The sequence below is a fragment of the Acidovorax benzenivorans genome (assembly GCF_028680575.1).
GTDB classification, from domain to species: Bacteria; Pseudomonadota; Gammaproteobacteria; order Burkholderiales; family Burkholderiaceae_C; genus Acidovorax; species Acidovorax benzenivorans.
In genome coordinates, this window is the sequence record NZ_JAPCKI010000011.1 from 15,300 (window position 1) to 30,471 (window position 15,172).

The window sequence follows — 15,172 nt, forward strand, 5'->3', positions numbered from 1 at the left end:
TCTCAAACGGCTAGGCATTGTCCGCGCGGATCGCCGCCACCGCGGCCTCGATCTCCTGATCCGACAAGAACGGTGCTTGCGCGAAGACCAAGCTCTGCTCGCCATTGAGCTTGGCGGCCAGGTGCCCACGGCCCAGCAGCAGCTCGGCTCCCGGACGATCCAGCGCGATCTTGGATGTCGCCTCGCTGGAGACCTTCAAGATCAACCGGTTGCCCAGGTTCTCGCGAAGCTGCATCGGCATCACGTCCTTGTCGGGGCGCTGCGCCGCGAAGATCAGGTGGATGCCGGCCGCGCGGGCCTTCACACCCAGCCGCTGCACCGCCGCCCCCACCGCGCCCTTGTAGGCGTCGTCGAGCATCCAGTCCGCGAATTCGTCGTGGATCAGGAAGACCATGGGCAGGCGCTCTTCGGCCGAGACCTTGGAGTTGTAGGTAGGCAGATCGCGCGCGCGGGCCTTGGCGAACGCGCGGTAGCGGTCCTCCATCTCCTGCACCAGTGCTTCGAGCACCTCGCCGGCCTTCTCCTTGGTGGTGACGATCTCGTCGCGCATGTGCGGCAAGTCCGCCAACGGGGCGTAGTCGACGCCCATCTTGGGGTCGATCAAGATGAGCTGGACCAGGTCTTTGGAGTTCGTCGCGGCGATGTCCAAAATCAAAGCCTGGATCAACACCGACTTGCCGCTGCCAGTCGCTCCGGCCACAAGCGAATGCGGCTCGTGGGACGAGAGCCCGCCGAACTCCGCGCCGAGGTTCAGATACAGCAGCGCGCCGTTGATCTCTTGCAGGCCAAGGAGGAAGGACGTGTTGATACCGGCGACGTTGCGGTTGAGCTCGCGGCGCGACCAAAGCTCCCAAAGCGATACCGCTTGGCGCTTGGAGCCAGCGACCGTCACCACGATCTCGCCCGGCTTCGGCTGGACTGTCACTAGGTTGATCGCGTGCGTGGTTAAAAGCTGCGTGCGCTTGTTCTCGATGTCCTCGACGCGCAGCCGATCGGATCCGGCCAGCCGCACCAGGCAGCCATTGGGCGTCAGCCGCGTTCCAAGGATCGCAGCCTGCAGCCCATAGCTGTTGAGTGCAGCCTTGAGCTTCTTGGTGACATCCTGGGCCCATTCTTCCCTATCGGTATCCGACTGCGCGCCGCCCGCGAACTTGGAAGCGACCAGCTCGGAAAGCGCAGCGCCGAGGTTGGCGGATGGAGCGAACGCGGGCGTAAAACCCTGGGCCGAAGCGGGCGCTGCGGCATCGGCTTGGGCTGGCCTTTGTGTAGGAGCCGAAGGCCCTTGCGCCGGGCCGCCGACCGGAGCCGTCGTGACAGCTGCCTCGGGCTCCACGGCCGCTTCGATGGCGGCGTCAACCACGCCATTGGCGAGCTGGCCCATAGCGGCGAGCCAGGGCACCCGGGGAGCGGGCTTCTTGAATCCGTGCCCATCCCAGGGCTGATGGGCCCCCAACCCAGCGCGGGCTTCGAGCCCGCCTGCTCCCTTGGCATAGGCTTCGGCGAGCTTGCGAAGGTCTAGGCGGTCGAAGACCTCCTGCCAGGCTTTCACCCCATCGGACTCCTCCAAGAGCTCCTGGTCAGAGGCTGAGGATGAGCCGACATCCGAGGTGTGGACGTAGACGTGCGAGTAGCCGCGGAGCGAAATTTCCACTTCGCCCTCGCGAAGCTTCGCGCGGGCTCGCTCCATCAAGCCCGTCATCCCCGGTGGAATGTCAGCGTCGATAATCAGGTCGGCCAGGCGGGCGAGCCACACGTCGCGATCGAGTCGGCCGGGGTCGCCAAAGAGCGCCTCGCGGAACATGCCCAACGTGGCCAGGAGCTGATCCTTGGAGTCGCGCCGCGCTTTGGCGAGGCCATCGGCAGCGACATATTTCGATTCGACGATCGAGATGACCACGCGGACGCCCTCCTCCCGCTCCTCGACGTTGAGGGCGAGGATGTCGGCGATGCGGCTCTCGGGCTGCGAGAGCCAGCTCGCGTAGTCGTCGAGAAGGAAGTAGGCAGTCAAGACCTGGCCCCCGCCTGCGGCGGCCCTGAACTCTTCGGCGAGCAGATGACGGCTGAGCACCAGGCCAATCATTTCACCCGCGGAAACGCCGCGCTTAGCGGCCCGCAGCACGATGTCGCCGGAGACCGCCATCGCATCGCGCTTGATCTTTTCCGCGGCGGCTTGGATCTCGGCAGCGTCGAGCTGCAAATTCAACTCATTCAGGCGGCGGCGCACCAGCACGCCCAGCAGTCGCAGCTCGGAGGTCGAGCTCACGATCATGTTGCGGCCGTTGGTGGAGCCGCGGCGGTAGCGGACGACCGTGATGTCGTTGTGCTGGAGCTGGCGCTTGTCGAGCAGCTCGTCGTAGGTGGCGACCCATTCGGCCAGGTCGTGGGCGTCCTTGATCATCCCCGCCAAAGCGGGGCTTTGCAGCGAGATGCGCCGGGCTGGCAGATAGCGCTCGCCAGGCAACGCGTCGAGCTGGCGGCATACGGCGGCGACGGCGGACACGTAGGCCCAGCCGGAGGCCGTCTGCCAGGGGCAGGCCAAAAACGTCGTCGATTTAAGCTCGTTTTCTCCCGAGACGCTGCGGTAAGACCAGCGCGAGGGGGCGTGCTCAAGGTTCGGCCGGTCGTTGGTCCAAGGCACCGAGAGCCATTCGGATTGGGCAGCGCGCGAGACCACGTCATGCAGGAAGGCCACGTCGAAGGCCTTGAAGCCCTGGGCGCTCTCACCAGGAGTCGCTGAGATCGGCGTGACCGAGATACGCAGCTTCGAAATGAAGTTGTCGCTGGTCTCGCTGACCACGGGTAGATCTGGGTCGTCGCCGGCCTTGTTGACCAGCTCGCCGTAGACGCTGCGAAGCTTCGCAGGGTCCGAGTGGCGCACCGACACGCTGCATTGCAGCTTCCCGTCTTCGTGGATCGAAGAGAGCTCGCGCACCGTCGCCAGCGGCAGCTCTGCCGCGTCGGCGTTATAGAGCACCACGCTGAGGTTGGAGGCCTCATGAGGCTGCAATCCAACATAGCGCTCCAAAAGCTCGCGCGCCTGCTTGGCGGCGGCGGCCGGGTCCACGTCGGTCATAGCGTCCTCCGCGCTGCGCGTGGGCGACTCCAAGAGACTGTAGCCGTTTACCGTGCTGCTCTCCGAGACCAGCGTCGGCGCGCCGGTTCGGTTGAGCACGGCGATCTCCGGATAAAACGGGTGGGCGATCTCGTCGGAGAGCTCGCGCATGAAGATCTCTCGGTCGCCGTAAAGGATGCTTCCGCTCGACAGCAGATGGGTGGCGAAGCCCGCCACGCGGCGGGACTTCACGGCCAACGCCTTCATGCGCTCGGGGTGCCACGGCGGAATGATCAACGCAGGGTTGTCGCCGACCACACGGACCGTGCCGACCGACAGGATCTCCGAGGCCAGGCGCGAGCGGCAAACGTCGCCGCGAGCCTGCGACATGAGGGTCGACATCAACGCGCCGAAGGACTCGGCCTGGCGCATGACGGCCTCTCCGTGTAGCCCGATCGAGACGAAGTCCTCCATCGCCTTGATGTAGTCCTCCTCGAACTTGTCCCAGGACGCCTTGACCTCGTCGCGCTGCGACGGGGTCAGGTAGCCGCCCTCCGCCAGATCCTTGATCCGGGACTTTATGTCGGCCCGCAGACTGCGCAGCTTGTTGGCGGCGGGCACGAGCGAGCCGGCGTCTGTGGAGTAGGTGGCCTCCAAGGTGCCGGTGTCGAGCAGCGAAACATTCTGCACCCCGCCCTTCTTGCTCACAAGGCGGCGCGGGACTTCAGTGCAGCCGACCGCGCCTTTCTCCAACAGGCGGCGCATGTCAGCGACCATCGACAAGCCGATGGATGTTGGCTTGTAGCTCCACAGAAGCTGGGTCTTGGCGAGCACCGTCTCCTTGTCCTTGGAGATCTGGACCAGGGCAACGTCGAACTTGATCTGCAAGGCCACGCGCGAGAGCGACGAATTCGGGCGGACCTTGTTCTTCTTGTCGTTGCGAAGCTCTTTCTCCTTGGCGAAGAAGGCCTCGTAGTCGAAAAGCGGGTCGGGAAGGCTCGCGTTGTTGATGCGTTCCACCTTCCATTCAGCCTTGGAGCCCATGAGCTCCTTCAATCCGCGATACATCGCCGAAAAATAGCTGCCGGCGTCGTAGTTGAAGCGCTCGCGCCACTCCTTGCGGCCCTTGGCCACGATGAAGCGCAGGATCCGATCGTCCTCGGCGTCGCGCAGGCCCGCATGCAGGCTGTTGACAACGCGGGCAAAGCCATCGAAGAAGTCATTGCACTCGATGGGCTTGCCATAGAGGGCCTTCTCCCAACGGGCGCAGAGCTTGGCGTCTTGCTCGAGCAGCCGGCGGTGCTTGACGAAGAATTCCTCGTCGTCCTCGGTGAAGTCGGAGCGGCGCTCGCGCGACTTCAAGTCCTCCAAGAGCTTGCGTCCCTCGGGGTCGAGCGAGTTCTCTTGGTCGCAGTCGTGGTCGAAAAAGCGAACGGTCGCATCAGCCAAACCGAGCTGCTTCTCCTTGGGCTTGTCAAAGGCCAGATAGACGCCATCGGCCTCCCATTCGAACTGGGCCAAGGCGGACGCCGCCTCTAGGTCCCCGGCAGGGGCCGCGGCGAAGGCGTCGAGCGCCAGGCGCGCGGCTTCGGCGATCTCAGCGGCGTTGGCGGCGATGCGCTCATTGAGCTCCTCAGGATCCAGCGGCTGGCCGTTCTGGCGGAGTTTTTTGAGCAGCGGAGCGCGCTGGGTGTAGAGCTTGGCGAAGGCCTTCTGCCAAGGCTTCCGAAGCGCCCCGAAGCTCTTGGTATTGGAGAAGAGAGCGCTGTCGCGGGGCAGGCCTGCGCGCGGCAAGGCGAAGCCAACGGCGTCGCGGATGGCTAGGCCCCTGGTGGACATGGCCTCTACTATTTCGGAGCAGAACTCGCCGAGCTGGACGAGGGAGAGCTCGGAAGAAACCAGCAATCCGCCCACAGCCGCATGGAACACCAGGCGGTCGTCCGGCACGGGCGAGAGCCCGCCGGCATGCAACGCGGCCTCGACCCATGGCTCGGGGTCGGCGCGCATCTCCTTGGCGCCGATGGCCATGACGTGGCCGAGCGTGTCGGCTAGGTTGTGCTCGTTGCCGTTGGCCGTGAGGATTGCCGCCTTGGCGGTCGCCGCGTTGTTGCGGACGTAGCCGGCGTTGTGGGAGATCAGGATCTCGGGTGGAAGGCCCTGGCCGTCGACCAGGGCCTCCGGGATCATGAGATCCACTCGGCGGAGCAGGTCGGGATTGGCGAGGATCGCCCGCGCCACCGCCGCGATCTGGTTCGAAGAGAGCTTGTCGAGCCTGAATAGCGCGGCGGAATCCCCCGGCTGCCCCGAGGTGGAAATGCGCTTGGCGAGGATGTCCGCGCCAACGCGCCCGATGATGCGGTCGGTCAACATGCGACCTCTCCCCTGAACGCAAACGGGTTTTCAACAAACGAGCAGGAGTCGGAGAGCCTGCGGACCAGGCCCAACCCAACGAGCCTGGTTTCGAGGTTGTCCCGGTTCTCGCTCAGTTCACCTTGGTCAACAAGCTTAGCGTCGATCAGGCGCGCACCCTCGGCGTCGCCCAGCACCAAACCGTAGCGCTTCCTGGCCTCAGCCAAAAACTCATCGAACTGCATCCGGTCGTCGACGATAGCTACCACAATGGACTTCAGGAGCCGGTCATTGGGGGCGTAACGGGTGCGCCGCGAGAGGCGGCGGGAGCTCAGGCCGATCGCCCGCGACCAGGACGCATGGATCTTGCCTACGTGCTGAGCATGTCGCGCGAGCGCCAACTCGGCGAGCTTTCCTACTAACGCTTCGGGGCTCTCGCCCGAGTAGTCTTCGTCGTCACCTCCGTCTGGAGAGGGCCACTGGAAGCGCTCACGCATGAGCCTCACACGCTCTACCTCGGGAAACTCGCCAGAGGCGGCCTTGGCCCAGCCGGCGTCCATACGAATCGATTCAACATAGGCCCTAACCGCTTTCGCTGGCAGACCTTGGTTGAGCTGGTAGCTATCGCCGGAGAGTGCGCGGACTTTCGTGCGCTCCTTGGAGACGATTTCGCAGACGATCTCCACCGGATCGTCGTCGCCAGCCACGCGCTTGGCCCGCTCAAGAAAGTAGAGCAGCATGTTTAGGCCGGTGATGGCGATCAGATGTTCCAACGCGTCGTAAATCGGCATGTCCTTGGCCAGGACCGAAAGCCAGTCTTCGCAGATTCGGTCAAAGCGCGGGTTGGTGGCCTCAGGCAGATAGCCCGACTGCCGGGAATCGTCGGATCGCTGCGGCGTGCCTTGCATCGCACGGGCGAGTCGATTCATCGGCGCCTCGGGGTCGAAGAGTCGTGTGGCCAGCAGGTCGCCGAGTTCAGCGCCTCGTTTGGCCCGGGTAAGCATCATGTAGAGGAGCTCGCCGGTGCGGGCAAAGAAGCGCCGGTCGTTGCTCATCTTCCCCTTGGAATCGATCTCCAAGTCCTCGTAGAGGGCGTCGGGTCCGAAGGGGAAGACGAACTTGGAGCTCCAGCGCTTGTTGCTGCGCGACTCGAAGGATGACGATCTCAACAGCTCAACAGCCTTCGCGAAGTCATCGAAGGTTGCGAATGAATGGCGCAGGTAAGCCATGTCATCCACGCCGTCGCCATTTCCGGTCGAACCTTGAGAGAAGCGCTCTAACCACTGCCGCCACTTCTCCTCGTCGGGTTGGGCGCTCTCCGAGATGGACTCGACGTAGGGATTGTTGAACAACAAACCACGAAGGCGGATCTGGCGCTGCGGCTGGAACTTGAAAGCGCCGCCAAGGCCCTCATGCGGGCGCAGCGGTTTGTCAATATTCGAACCCAGCGCACCGAGGAACTCAAGCACCGTCAAATGCGGGAGCTGCTCGTCATAGAGCCGGTGCCCCCATATGTTCTCGTCTACAGTGAAGTCGACGCTCTTGATTTCGGGACGTTTAAAAATTTCGCTCATGCCGGGGCCCTCACGGTCACGGGGCGAGCGAAGCCGCGGCCTCCCGGCTCAATGTCGATGAAATTGAGCGTCAGTGCTGAGGCTTCTCCGCCGAGCTCATCGTCATCGCCGGCAAAGCCGGCCTTGCGCACAATCTCTGCTTTGCGCAGCAGTTTCGCCTTGAAGGCCAAGAGGTCTTCAAGGCACTCGTTGGAAAAGCTCGCCGGCAACGCGCCTTCTGCGACGCGTGAAAGGAACTCATACCGGATGGGCGTCAGATCGAACGAAACCGAGTTGCCGGGGCCGGGCGAGAGCGATACATCGAGCTGCGGGCGACCTGTCACCTCCTCGAGCTTGATGGCCATGCCTACGCCGCCCTGCCTGCGTGAAGGCGTCTCGTGGTCGCAGAGCACACTCACTCGGCTTTGCGTGAAACCTCCAGAGCTCGCAATAAAGATGCGGTCGACGTTCTCCAAGAGCAGGCCTGTCATGACCCTGTTTAGGCCGCGAACGATGCGCCCGCGCGTTGCGTCACTCACGGGCTTCTTGGATTTGAGTGATTCGATGATGTCCAAGTAGTCGCCTGCAAAGCGGAAGGCCGTCATCGACCAGCGGGGATACCCTGGCTCGGCCTCGGGCAGCGAGAAGTAGAGCCGGCGACGTTGATCCTCCAACATCTCCAAGAACTCGGTGGCACCGTCTTCCAGGCGCACGCTTTCATTGCCTTCAAGATAAGCGTCCTGGGCTGCGCGGAAATCCGCCGTCGCGCCGTAGATGGGGTCGACCGCCACCAAACGCTTGAAATCGGCCTGCAACCGCGAATCGTCTTTGCCATACACCAACAGACCATCGGCCGCATTTGTCGTCTCTTCGCCTACGCCGAAGCTCGCCATAGCCTTGAAGACCGGGCGGTCGGAGGCCCTGCGCTTTGGCAGATTAGCTCCAAAAGCGTTGGCATAGATACTGGCCTTGCTGATATGCCCGCCCTCCTGGATCTTGGGAACGTCCGCGCAGGTCATAAGGTTTTCCTTCGCCGCCTTCGCATCAGAGTGGCCGAGGACCATGTTTGAGCACAGGGCTAGCAGGTCGCGCACCGGAAGATGAAGCCCATTGAGGCGTGCAATTTCGACCAAATCGCCTAAACGGTGTGCGAGCTGCCCGCCATCGGTTTCGCCGAGAAGTCTGCGGCGATTCTCGTCAATAGGGCAGACTTTGCCGCCCGTGCTGAAAGCGCATCGTCGGCAGTTGTCCCACTCAGAATGCCCGGCCACGGCGCGCGCCACTTCCTCGAGCGTCTTACGGCTGGTCGTTCGACTAAGATCAAATACAGCTAAGCGCTCTGGCGCTGGACCTGCCTGAAGGAATCGCTCTTGTAACGGCTTGCGAAGCGGGTGAGTACGGTTCTGCCGCTTGCCGAGATCGCGCAAGCGATCGAGAAGCTGGCCATGGTTAGCGGCCAATATCACAACTTCTGAATCATCGCCACCGAGCACCGACCTTTCAAGTCGCTGAAGCGGCAAGTCGCTCTCCTCACCATTGAACTCGGAAAGGTCTTTGACAAAAACCGCCAATCGACCATCGATCAATCGCAGTTCCTTCACGTTCCCCTTGTCCGCCCACTCTTTGGGGTCACCTCCGATGCGCGTCCACAAAGCTCGACAGTGGTAGGTCTTGCCATCACCAGCAGTGCCGGCGATCAGCATCGAGCCCGGAACCTTCGACTCGATATGACTAACCATCGTGTCCAACAACGGGGTCGACAGGCGAATAGGCGCCACTTTTGCTCGCCCTAGCGCGTTAGCCACATACTCATCGAACATCGTAAGGTTGTTCGGCGTCGGACCATAGCTCCGCAGAAACTTGACCCAAGCACTTGCTGGCGGCATCCCAAGCGCACCATCGCCTTGTTGCGGCGTGTTCATTCCATTGCTCCTCCGTCGAACGGTATAGTCCGTGCTGACCTCGCAATATGCAGTAAGCCACTAGCCTGGGACCAAGCCGCCCAGGTGCTACAGAGCGTAACACCAACGACGGTCTTCGCCTCGGCTAAGCTGGGTTGAAACCCGGTGAGTGAAAAAGCTCAAATGGCTTCGAATTGCATGGGTGGGACGTAGCACCCCGCGATCACTCGCTTCGTACACTTGGTTGTGCTCTGGCTAGGACGTTGATCCACTGCGGGCCTTTACGATCGCGAAGAACATCCTGGGACGTCCAACTCCGCACTGTTGTGAAGCCACCCGCCGCCACTGCCTCTAAAAATTCGCTGGAGGTGTACAAAGCAAAAAATCTACCGTCACGGTCGATCTGCTCTCCACTACCTTCCTGTACAGAGGCAAACAGCACACCGAGCGGCACTAACGCCTTGTGCAGACGAGCAAGCGAACCAATGAGAGTCTGCTTGGGCAAGTGAAGTAGTGAAGCACACGCCCAGATGCCTTCATACGCCTCTGTCTCGTCAAGTTCTTCGATCCGTTTTACGTCGCAAGGAGCCGAAGAGTATTCATGTGCTAATCGTGCGAGCGATGGCGACGCATCAATTCCGCGGCAGCGATATCCGCGCAGCACGAACTCGCGAAGATCTCTCCCCGATCCTGCACCGGCGTCGAGAATCCGGCTTCCCGGAGGCAACAGGTCCAAAAAAGAGTCGTACAGAGGTGACATGTCCACCCCCACTGTGCGCTGAAAATACTCAGACGCATGCCTCTCGTAGTAGCGATCTGTTCCGTGGCGATTCTGCAAGCTCATACCCATTTTGCTGAGCCACCAATACTATTCATAACCCGCTTTTGCACGCCACGCATTCAATTCTTCAACCAATTTCTTATATCCGTCGTCAACTAAGCCTTGGATTTCTTTGGGAAATACGGCGGCCCTTTCCACCGACATCGCACTGGTACTTGCTCGATTTCGATCATCCCCGTCCTTCCGAGGCTGTGCATGGGCAAGCAGCTGCTTGAGTACGCGATAGTGCGCTAGATAGCGCCCAAACACAGGCATCAGGTCTTGGTCTTCTCGCGCCAAGCCCGCTTTGCCCTCAATGACCTCGACAATTCGGCCTCCAATTGCAACCAGCTCGTCAAAGTAATCTTCGATACCGTATTCCAAGCCGTACACACTCGACAAATGCAACACGGTGCGAAACGGCTCCCATTCACCATCCTTCAGCGCAATCTCGAAAACCTTGCCGTCAAAATCGTCAGTAGGAACACCCTGTCTGAGTCGAAATCGATCCGGAGCCGCACCAACTAGAACCTCATTCATCAAACGATAGAGCGCAATCGACTGCCGTAGTAGCGCATGGAGGGGGCCATAGAGTTCCGAAAGCTGCTTCAGGCGCCATTGCACAAAGTTATTCCCAATCTCCAGCTTTGCTCTGGCCTCAGCGAGTTCGCGAGCATGCTCTGCCGAGCGCTGTGCTTGTTCCGATTGAGATCTGAGTGCCCGAGACTGAGTACGCCACGTCACGAAGCCGCCGGTCAAAGCGCCTATCAGCGCACCGACTACGGCGAGATATGCAGGAACGTAGTCTGGTGGCTTGGACTTGATTGCCTCTACTGATGTGGCTATGGCCTTGAGGTCCGACAGAATTTGCTGATCTACCCCAGTACCAAAAACTGGTTGACTAGAAGCGACTGTGGTGCCTTGCACGCGCACTGGCGGGGGAGCAATGACCGCATTCTTCGCGGCGGCGAGGGCGCAAAGCGGATGCAGAGAGAGCAGCAGCACGAGCAACCATTTCAGTTTCATTTCAACTTCCCTCCTGCCGCTAGGCTCGATTGAACTCAGTCTCCGACTGTCTCCTCGCCTACAACGCGATATGCATCTCGGCGCGCAGGTTGACACCTACAGAGAATTGTTTAAAAGCATATCAGTGCGACTTTCATACAGCCGACTCGATAGGGGGTGACTCAATCGCAGGCCACACCGGCGAAATCTGTCGGTGCAGTCCACGACCTCCTCGCTCCAAGATCTTTAAACCTGCAGCTTGCGCACCGCCTCCCGCTTTCCCATCTTCAACACTACCTGGATGCGCTCAAGCTGTGCCGCCCGCGGCATCGCCTTCCCGCCCTCCCATCGGGCCACGGAGAGCGCCGAGGCCTCCAACAGCGACGCTATGGCCTGCTGCGAGAGACCCAACTGTTCCCGCTTAGCCGCCAGCGCCTCGGCCTTGAACTGAAAGCGACGTCCCTGGCGTGCCGGGACTTCGGCGTCCTGGGTCTGTGCCTTGCCCGGAGCCGCCTGACGCGCTGCCGCCTTGTGTATCCCTTTCACCTGTGACACTAGGTCCTTCACATCCCGCTTGAGCGCTGCGATCTCGGAGCGTTGCGCCGTGACGGTTTTGCGCAGGCTGCCCAGTTCGCCCTTGATCTCCTTGCGCGCCATGCGCAGAACTTCGGCACGGAATGCGTCGGAGAAAGCTGTCATCGTAGAACCCAGTGTGTGGAAGGTGTGGAGCTTAGCGGCCCCAACAAAAAACCGCCCGGGGCCAAGGCGCGCGGGCGGCTTGTGGATCGGTCTGGCGACTTACTTGCCGGCCTTCTCGGCCTTGCGCTTGGCAGCCTTGGGGTCCACCACGGCCTTGAACTTCGCACCGGCCACGAACTTTGGCACGGTGGCTGCGGGGATCTTGATGGCAGCACCTGTGGAAGGATTCTTGCCGGTGCGCGCAGCGCGCTTGGCTGACTTGAAGGTGCCGAAGCCAACCAGTTGCACCGCATCGCCCTTCTTCACGGCGGTCTGGATGGTCTCGATCAGCGTGTCGAGCACGGCGTTGGCGGTCGTCTTGGAGAGGTCGTTCTTTGCGGCGAGGGTTGCCACGAGGTCTGCGCGGTTCATGGTGTGAATGTTTGTGAGAGGTGGTGAACCCTGATTTATAGCCCATGTGCCCTGTGGCCCCGGTACCTTGGTCCACAATGGCGCTGCCTCGCAGCCCCTTGATTTCCCATGTCCCGGCAATACCTGAACGTTCCCTTCGCGCAGAAAGACGCCGCCAAGTCGCTGGGCGCGCGCTTCGATGGCGCGGTCAAACGCTGGTATGTCGATGAGGGGCGGGATCTGGCGGTGTTCGCCCAATGGCTGCCAACGCCCGTAGAGGCGCCCTCCTCGCTCTCACCTTCATCCACGGATCTGGCACTGCCCTTGTCTGAAGGGGCACTCGCCCTCCCCCGCGCCAAAGGCATTCCGCTCTCGGGTCTGCTCAATGGCGTGGCCAGTGCGGTGGCTCAGGCGTTTTCCAAAGGGGTGTGGACCTTGGTGGAGGTGGTCGAGGCGCGGGTGCGCGGCCATGTCTATCTAGAGCTGTCCGAGCGCGATGGCAACGGCCAGCCCGTTGCCAAGGCCCGGGCCATGATCTGGAGCGCGACGGCCGTGCGCATCTTGCCGGAATTCGAGAAGGCCACAGGCGCGGTCATCGGCGCGGGCATCAAGCTGCTGGTGCTGGCGCGGCCGGTGTTCCATGCGCAGTACGGTTTCAGCCTGGAGATCGATGCCATCGATCCCGAGTACACGCTCGGGGACCTGGAGGCGCGCAAGCGCGAGATCCGGGAGCGGCTGCAGCGCGAGGGGGTGTTCGAGCACAACCGGCGCCAGGAGCCGCCCTGGGACTACCGCTGCGTGCTCGTGGTGGCGCCTGAGGATGCGGCAGGGCTGGGGGATTTCCGGAAGGAGTCGGAGCGGCTGGAACGCTTTGGTGCCTGCCGCTTCGTCTATGCCCACAGCCGGTTCCAGGGGGAAGGCGCAGCGCGGGAGATCGTCTCCGCGATGGTGCGGGCTCTGGAAGCGTTTCCGAAGGGGGCGCCGCCCGACGCGATCGCGTTGATCCGCGGCGGCGGCGCAGTCAACGATCTGGCATGGCTCAACGACTACGACCTGGCACGCTTCATCTGTGACCAAGATATTCCCGTGCTAACCGGCATTGGCCATGAGCGCGACAACACGCTGCCGGACGAAGTGGCCCATCAGCGCTTCGATACGCCCAGCAAGGTGATCGCGGGCATCGAACACCAGATCCTGCAGCGCACGCGTGAGGCCGGCATCGCGGCCGAGGCGGTGTTCACTGCGGCAGGCCGCCTCACCCAGCGCGTGCGAGCAGAGGTCGACCGCAGCGAGGCGCAGGTGCGCACCGATGCCCAGATCCATCTTTCCCGGGCGCGGCATGGCAGCACCCAGGCCATGGGCCAAGTGGAGGTGGCATCCATGCGGCAAGTGCACGAGGCTGCGGCGCGCAGCCTGGCGCGGTGGAACGAGGCCCAGGGTGCGGCCCGGTGGCACTTGGCGGCGGCCCGACAGCAGGTGCCAGCCCTACTGCACGATGTGCACGCCCGAGCCCAGGCCAGTGTGGCCGAGGCGCGTGGCGGATCGGATCTCGCGCTCCACGCCGTGGTGGACCGCGGCCGCGCCGCGACCCGAGCGGCCAGCCAGGCCACCGAGGACCGGCTGCAGCGCTTGGCGGAGCGCGCCCAAGGGAGCCTTCAGGCCGCCCGGAGCCAGGCCGAGGCGCTCATGCGCGAGGTCACCGGCCAGGGGCCGGAGAAGACCCTGGCCCGCGGATTTGCGATCGTGCGCACGCCCGAAGGGAAACCCGTGACAGACCAGGGTCAGGCACGCGCCCTCCCCGCCCTTGAGATCCAGTTCCGCGACGGGGTGGTTCCCACCCGTCCGGACGACAGAAACCGGAAGGAATGAGTGATGGAAAGTTTTCGTGAAGCCTATGGCGTGCTGCAACGGCATGCCCAAACGCTGCGCAACCAGGACGAGCCCAACATCGATGATCTGCTGACCATCGTCACCGAGTCGGTGAATGCGTACAAGGTCTGCAAGCAGCGCATCGATGCGGTGGAGGCAGCTCTGAAGACAGCGCTGGATGGTGCGGGCGTTGATGAGGCGACCGCACCGGCACCGACACCTCCAGCGGCGGCCAAGGCACGGACCGGTGCGCGCGCAGCCTCGATCCCTGCCCCGGCGACGACGCCCGTGCAGCCAGCAGCCCCGGGATTCGAGGACATGGACGACGATATTCCGTTTTGAGGGTCAGGAAGCCACCAAACGAACAGCTCGGGAAGTTCTTTGCCGGGATTGCACAAGGACACCTGCGCGGTGTGATTCGATCCACGGCTTTGACTGTATGCCGTGGATTGGATTTCTCTTCGGGCGCGCGAGTGGCGCATGCCTTCTCAAACGTCTCGTGGTCAAGCCGTTCGCCTCACTCGCCTATCCAGTGAGCTGCATCTGCGCCACTAGCAGCTCCTGGAACTCGTCGGCAAGTGCCATTGCTACCGCGCCCTCAGGCCGTAGACACGCGTACTGCGAATGCAGCAGCTCGGTGAGGGGGCGTTGCACCAGGCGCATATCGCCATTCGGCGCCGGGGTCCAGGCGGACACCAGGCCGATCCCGGCGCCCTCGGCCGCCAGCGCGCACACCAGGGGCGAGGTGGGCGTCTCGGCCACCACCTGCGGCACGATGCCCTGGCGCGTGAAGGCATCGTCGATTTGGTAGCGCAGGTAGCTTTGCGGCGAGGGCAGCACCAGCCGCTCGCCCACTAGGTCAGCCAGCGCCAGCTCGTCACGCCCCGTCAGTCGGTGCCCTGCAGGCAAAACCGCCACGATGCGCGCCGGCGGCAGCGGCTGCACCACCACGCCGGCGCGCGACATAGGTAGCTCCACCACGCCAAGGTCGAACTGGCGCGTGGCAACCAGCTCGGCAATCTGTGCCGAGGGCAGCGTCTGCACGAACACCCGTACCTGCGGCCGAGTGGCCAGAAAGCGCGCCACCGCGGCCGGTACCAGCCACTGCCCCAACGCGGGCAGGGTGGCCAGGCGCAGCGCGCCGGCCCGGTGATGGCGGATGTCGTAGGCCACCTGCGCAATGCGGTCGATGCCCACGTACAGCTGCTCCACCTCACGGTACAGGGCCTGGGCCGCCGGGGTGGGCACCAGGCGCCGGCCCTTGCGCTCGAACAGCGCGTAGCCCAGCCGCATCTCTAGCAGGGCGATGGTGCGGCTCACGCCCGGTTGCGTCACGCTGAGCAGACGGGCCGCCCCCACCACGCTGCCCGAAACCATGACAGCGCGGAACGCCTCGATGTGGCGCATGTTCATGTCGATCCTCATCCATACCTCCAAGGCATAAGCAGAACCCTTCTTGTCACTGTACCCGCGTGGCCGGCGCACTTAGCATCAGCACTCGATCCCCTGAATCAATTACCGAAAACCCTACAAC

Annotated in this window: 10 protein-coding genes; 2 read left to right on the forward strand and 8 right to left on the reverse strand. The window is 62.9% G+C overall.

The window, feature by feature from the left end; genetic code table 11:
• Positions 1–10: 10 nt before the first annotated feature.
• The 7 genes from OIN59_RS17330 to OIN59_RS17360 all read right to left on the reverse strand — a co-directional run bounded on the left by OIN59_RS17330 (position 11) and on the right by OIN59_RS17360 (position 11,790).
• Positions 11–5,422, reverse strand: coding sequence for an FtsK/SpoIIIE domain-containing protein (locus OIN59_RS17330; protein ID WP_274112315.1), 5,412 nt, complete (start codon positions 5,420–5,422; stop codon positions 11–13).
• Entirely contained in the window at positions 5,416–6,975 is a 1,560-nt protein-coding gene (locus OIN59_RS17335) for a hypothetical protein (protein WP_274112316.1), read from the reverse strand. The genes OIN59_RS17330 and OIN59_RS17335 overlap by 7 nt, the downstream gene beginning before the upstream one ends.
• Positions 6,972–8,876 (reverse strand): hypothetical protein, encoded by a 1,905-nt coding sequence (locus OIN59_RS17340; RefSeq protein ID WP_274112317.1) that lies wholly within the window; start codon positions 8,874–8,876, stop codon positions 6,972–6,974. The genes OIN59_RS17335 and OIN59_RS17340 overlap by 4 nt, the downstream gene beginning before the upstream one ends.
• A 202-nt stretch (positions 8,877–9,078) precedes the next feature.
• Positions 9,079–9,699: a class I SAM-dependent methyltransferase gene (locus tag OIN59_RS17345; protein WP_274112318.1), complete on the reverse strand. Its 621-nt coding sequence runs from the start codon at positions 9,697–9,699 to the stop codon at positions 9,079–9,081.
• A 24-nt stretch (positions 9,700–9,723) separates the two neighbouring features.
• The gene (locus OIN59_RS17350) at positions 9,724–10,701 is read right to left on the reverse strand and encodes a hypothetical protein (protein ID WP_274112319.1); all 978 of its coding nucleotides are present in this window, start codon (positions 10,699–10,701) and stop codon (positions 9,724–9,726) included.
• Positions 10,702–10,926: 225 nt separating this feature from the next.
• Positions 10,927–11,379 carry a helix-turn-helix domain-containing protein gene (locus tag OIN59_RS17355; protein ID WP_274112320.1) on the reverse strand — a complete coding sequence of 151 codons (453 nt, stop codon included), beginning with the start codon at positions 11,377–11,379 and terminating at the stop codon, positions 10,927–10,929.
• Between the two features lie 99 nt (positions 11,380–11,478).
• A complete protein-coding gene (locus OIN59_RS17360; protein WP_110958448.1) occupies positions 11,479–11,790 on the reverse strand; it encodes an HU family DNA-binding protein in 312 nt (103 codons plus the stop codon).
• Between the two features lie 108 nt (positions 11,791–11,898).
• Between OIN59_RS17360 and xseA the strand changes: the two genes are divergently transcribed.
• Together xseA and xseB are read left to right on the forward strand one after the other, a co-directional pair.
• Complete coding sequence (xseA, locus tag OIN59_RS17365) at positions 11,899–13,638, forward strand: exodeoxyribonuclease VII large subunit (protein ID WP_274112321.1); 1,740 nt, start codon at positions 11,899–11,901, stop codon at positions 13,636–13,638.
• A 3-nt stretch (positions 13,639–13,641) separates the two neighbouring features.
• Positions 13,642–13,980: an exodeoxyribonuclease VII small subunit gene (gene xseB, locus OIN59_RS17370; protein ID WP_274112322.1), complete on the forward strand. Its 339-nt coding sequence runs from the start codon at positions 13,642–13,644 to the stop codon at positions 13,978–13,980.
• Between the two features lie 183 nt (positions 13,981–14,163).
• Here the strand turns inward: xseB and OIN59_RS17375 are convergent, their stop codons facing one another.
• Complete coding sequence (locus OIN59_RS17375) at positions 14,164–15,051, reverse strand: LysR substrate-binding domain-containing protein (protein ID WP_274112323.1); 888 nt, start codon at positions 15,049–15,051, stop codon at positions 14,164–14,166.
• Positions 15,052–15,172 lie beyond the last annotated feature (121 nt).

Excerpts from the sequence above, each read along its gene's own strand:
- OIN59_RS17330 (WP_274112315.1), bottom strand. The coding sequence starts at position 5,422 with ATGTTGACCGACCGCATCATCGGGCGCGTTGGCGCGGACATCCTCGCC.
- OIN59_RS17335 (WP_274112316.1), bottom strand. The coding sequence starts at position 6,975 with ATGAGCGAAATTTTTAAACGTCCCGAAATCAAGAGCGTCGACTTCACT.
- OIN59_RS17340 (WP_274112317.1), bottom strand. The coding sequence starts at position 8,876 with ATGAACACGCCGCAACAAGGCGATGGTGCGCTTGGGATGCCGCCAGCA.
- OIN59_RS17345 (WP_274112318.1), bottom strand. The coding sequence starts at position 9,699 with ATGAGCTTGCAGAATCGCCACGGAACAGATCGCTACTACGAGAGGCAT.
- OIN59_RS17350 (WP_274112319.1), bottom strand. The coding sequence starts at position 10,701 with ATGAAACTGAAATGGTTGCTCGTGCTGCTGCTCTCTCTGCATCCGCTT.
- OIN59_RS17355 (WP_274112320.1), bottom strand. The coding sequence starts at position 11,379 with ATGACAGCTTTCTCCGACGCATTCCGTGCCGAAGTTCTGCGCATGGCG.
- OIN59_RS17360 (WP_110958448.1), bottom strand. The coding sequence starts at position 11,790 with ATGAACCGCGCAGACCTCGTGGCAACCCTCGCCGCAAAGAACGACCTC.
- xseA (WP_274112321.1), top strand. The coding sequence starts at position 11,899 with ATGTCCCGGCAATACCTGAACGTTCCCTTCGCGCAGAAAGACGCCGCC.
- xseB (WP_274112322.1), top strand. The coding sequence starts at position 13,642 with ATGGAAAGTTTTCGTGAAGCCTATGGCGTGCTGCAACGGCATGCCCAA.
- OIN59_RS17375 (WP_274112323.1), bottom strand. The coding sequence starts at position 15,051 with ATGAACATGCGCCACATCGAGGCGTTCCGCGCTGTCATGGTTTCGGGC.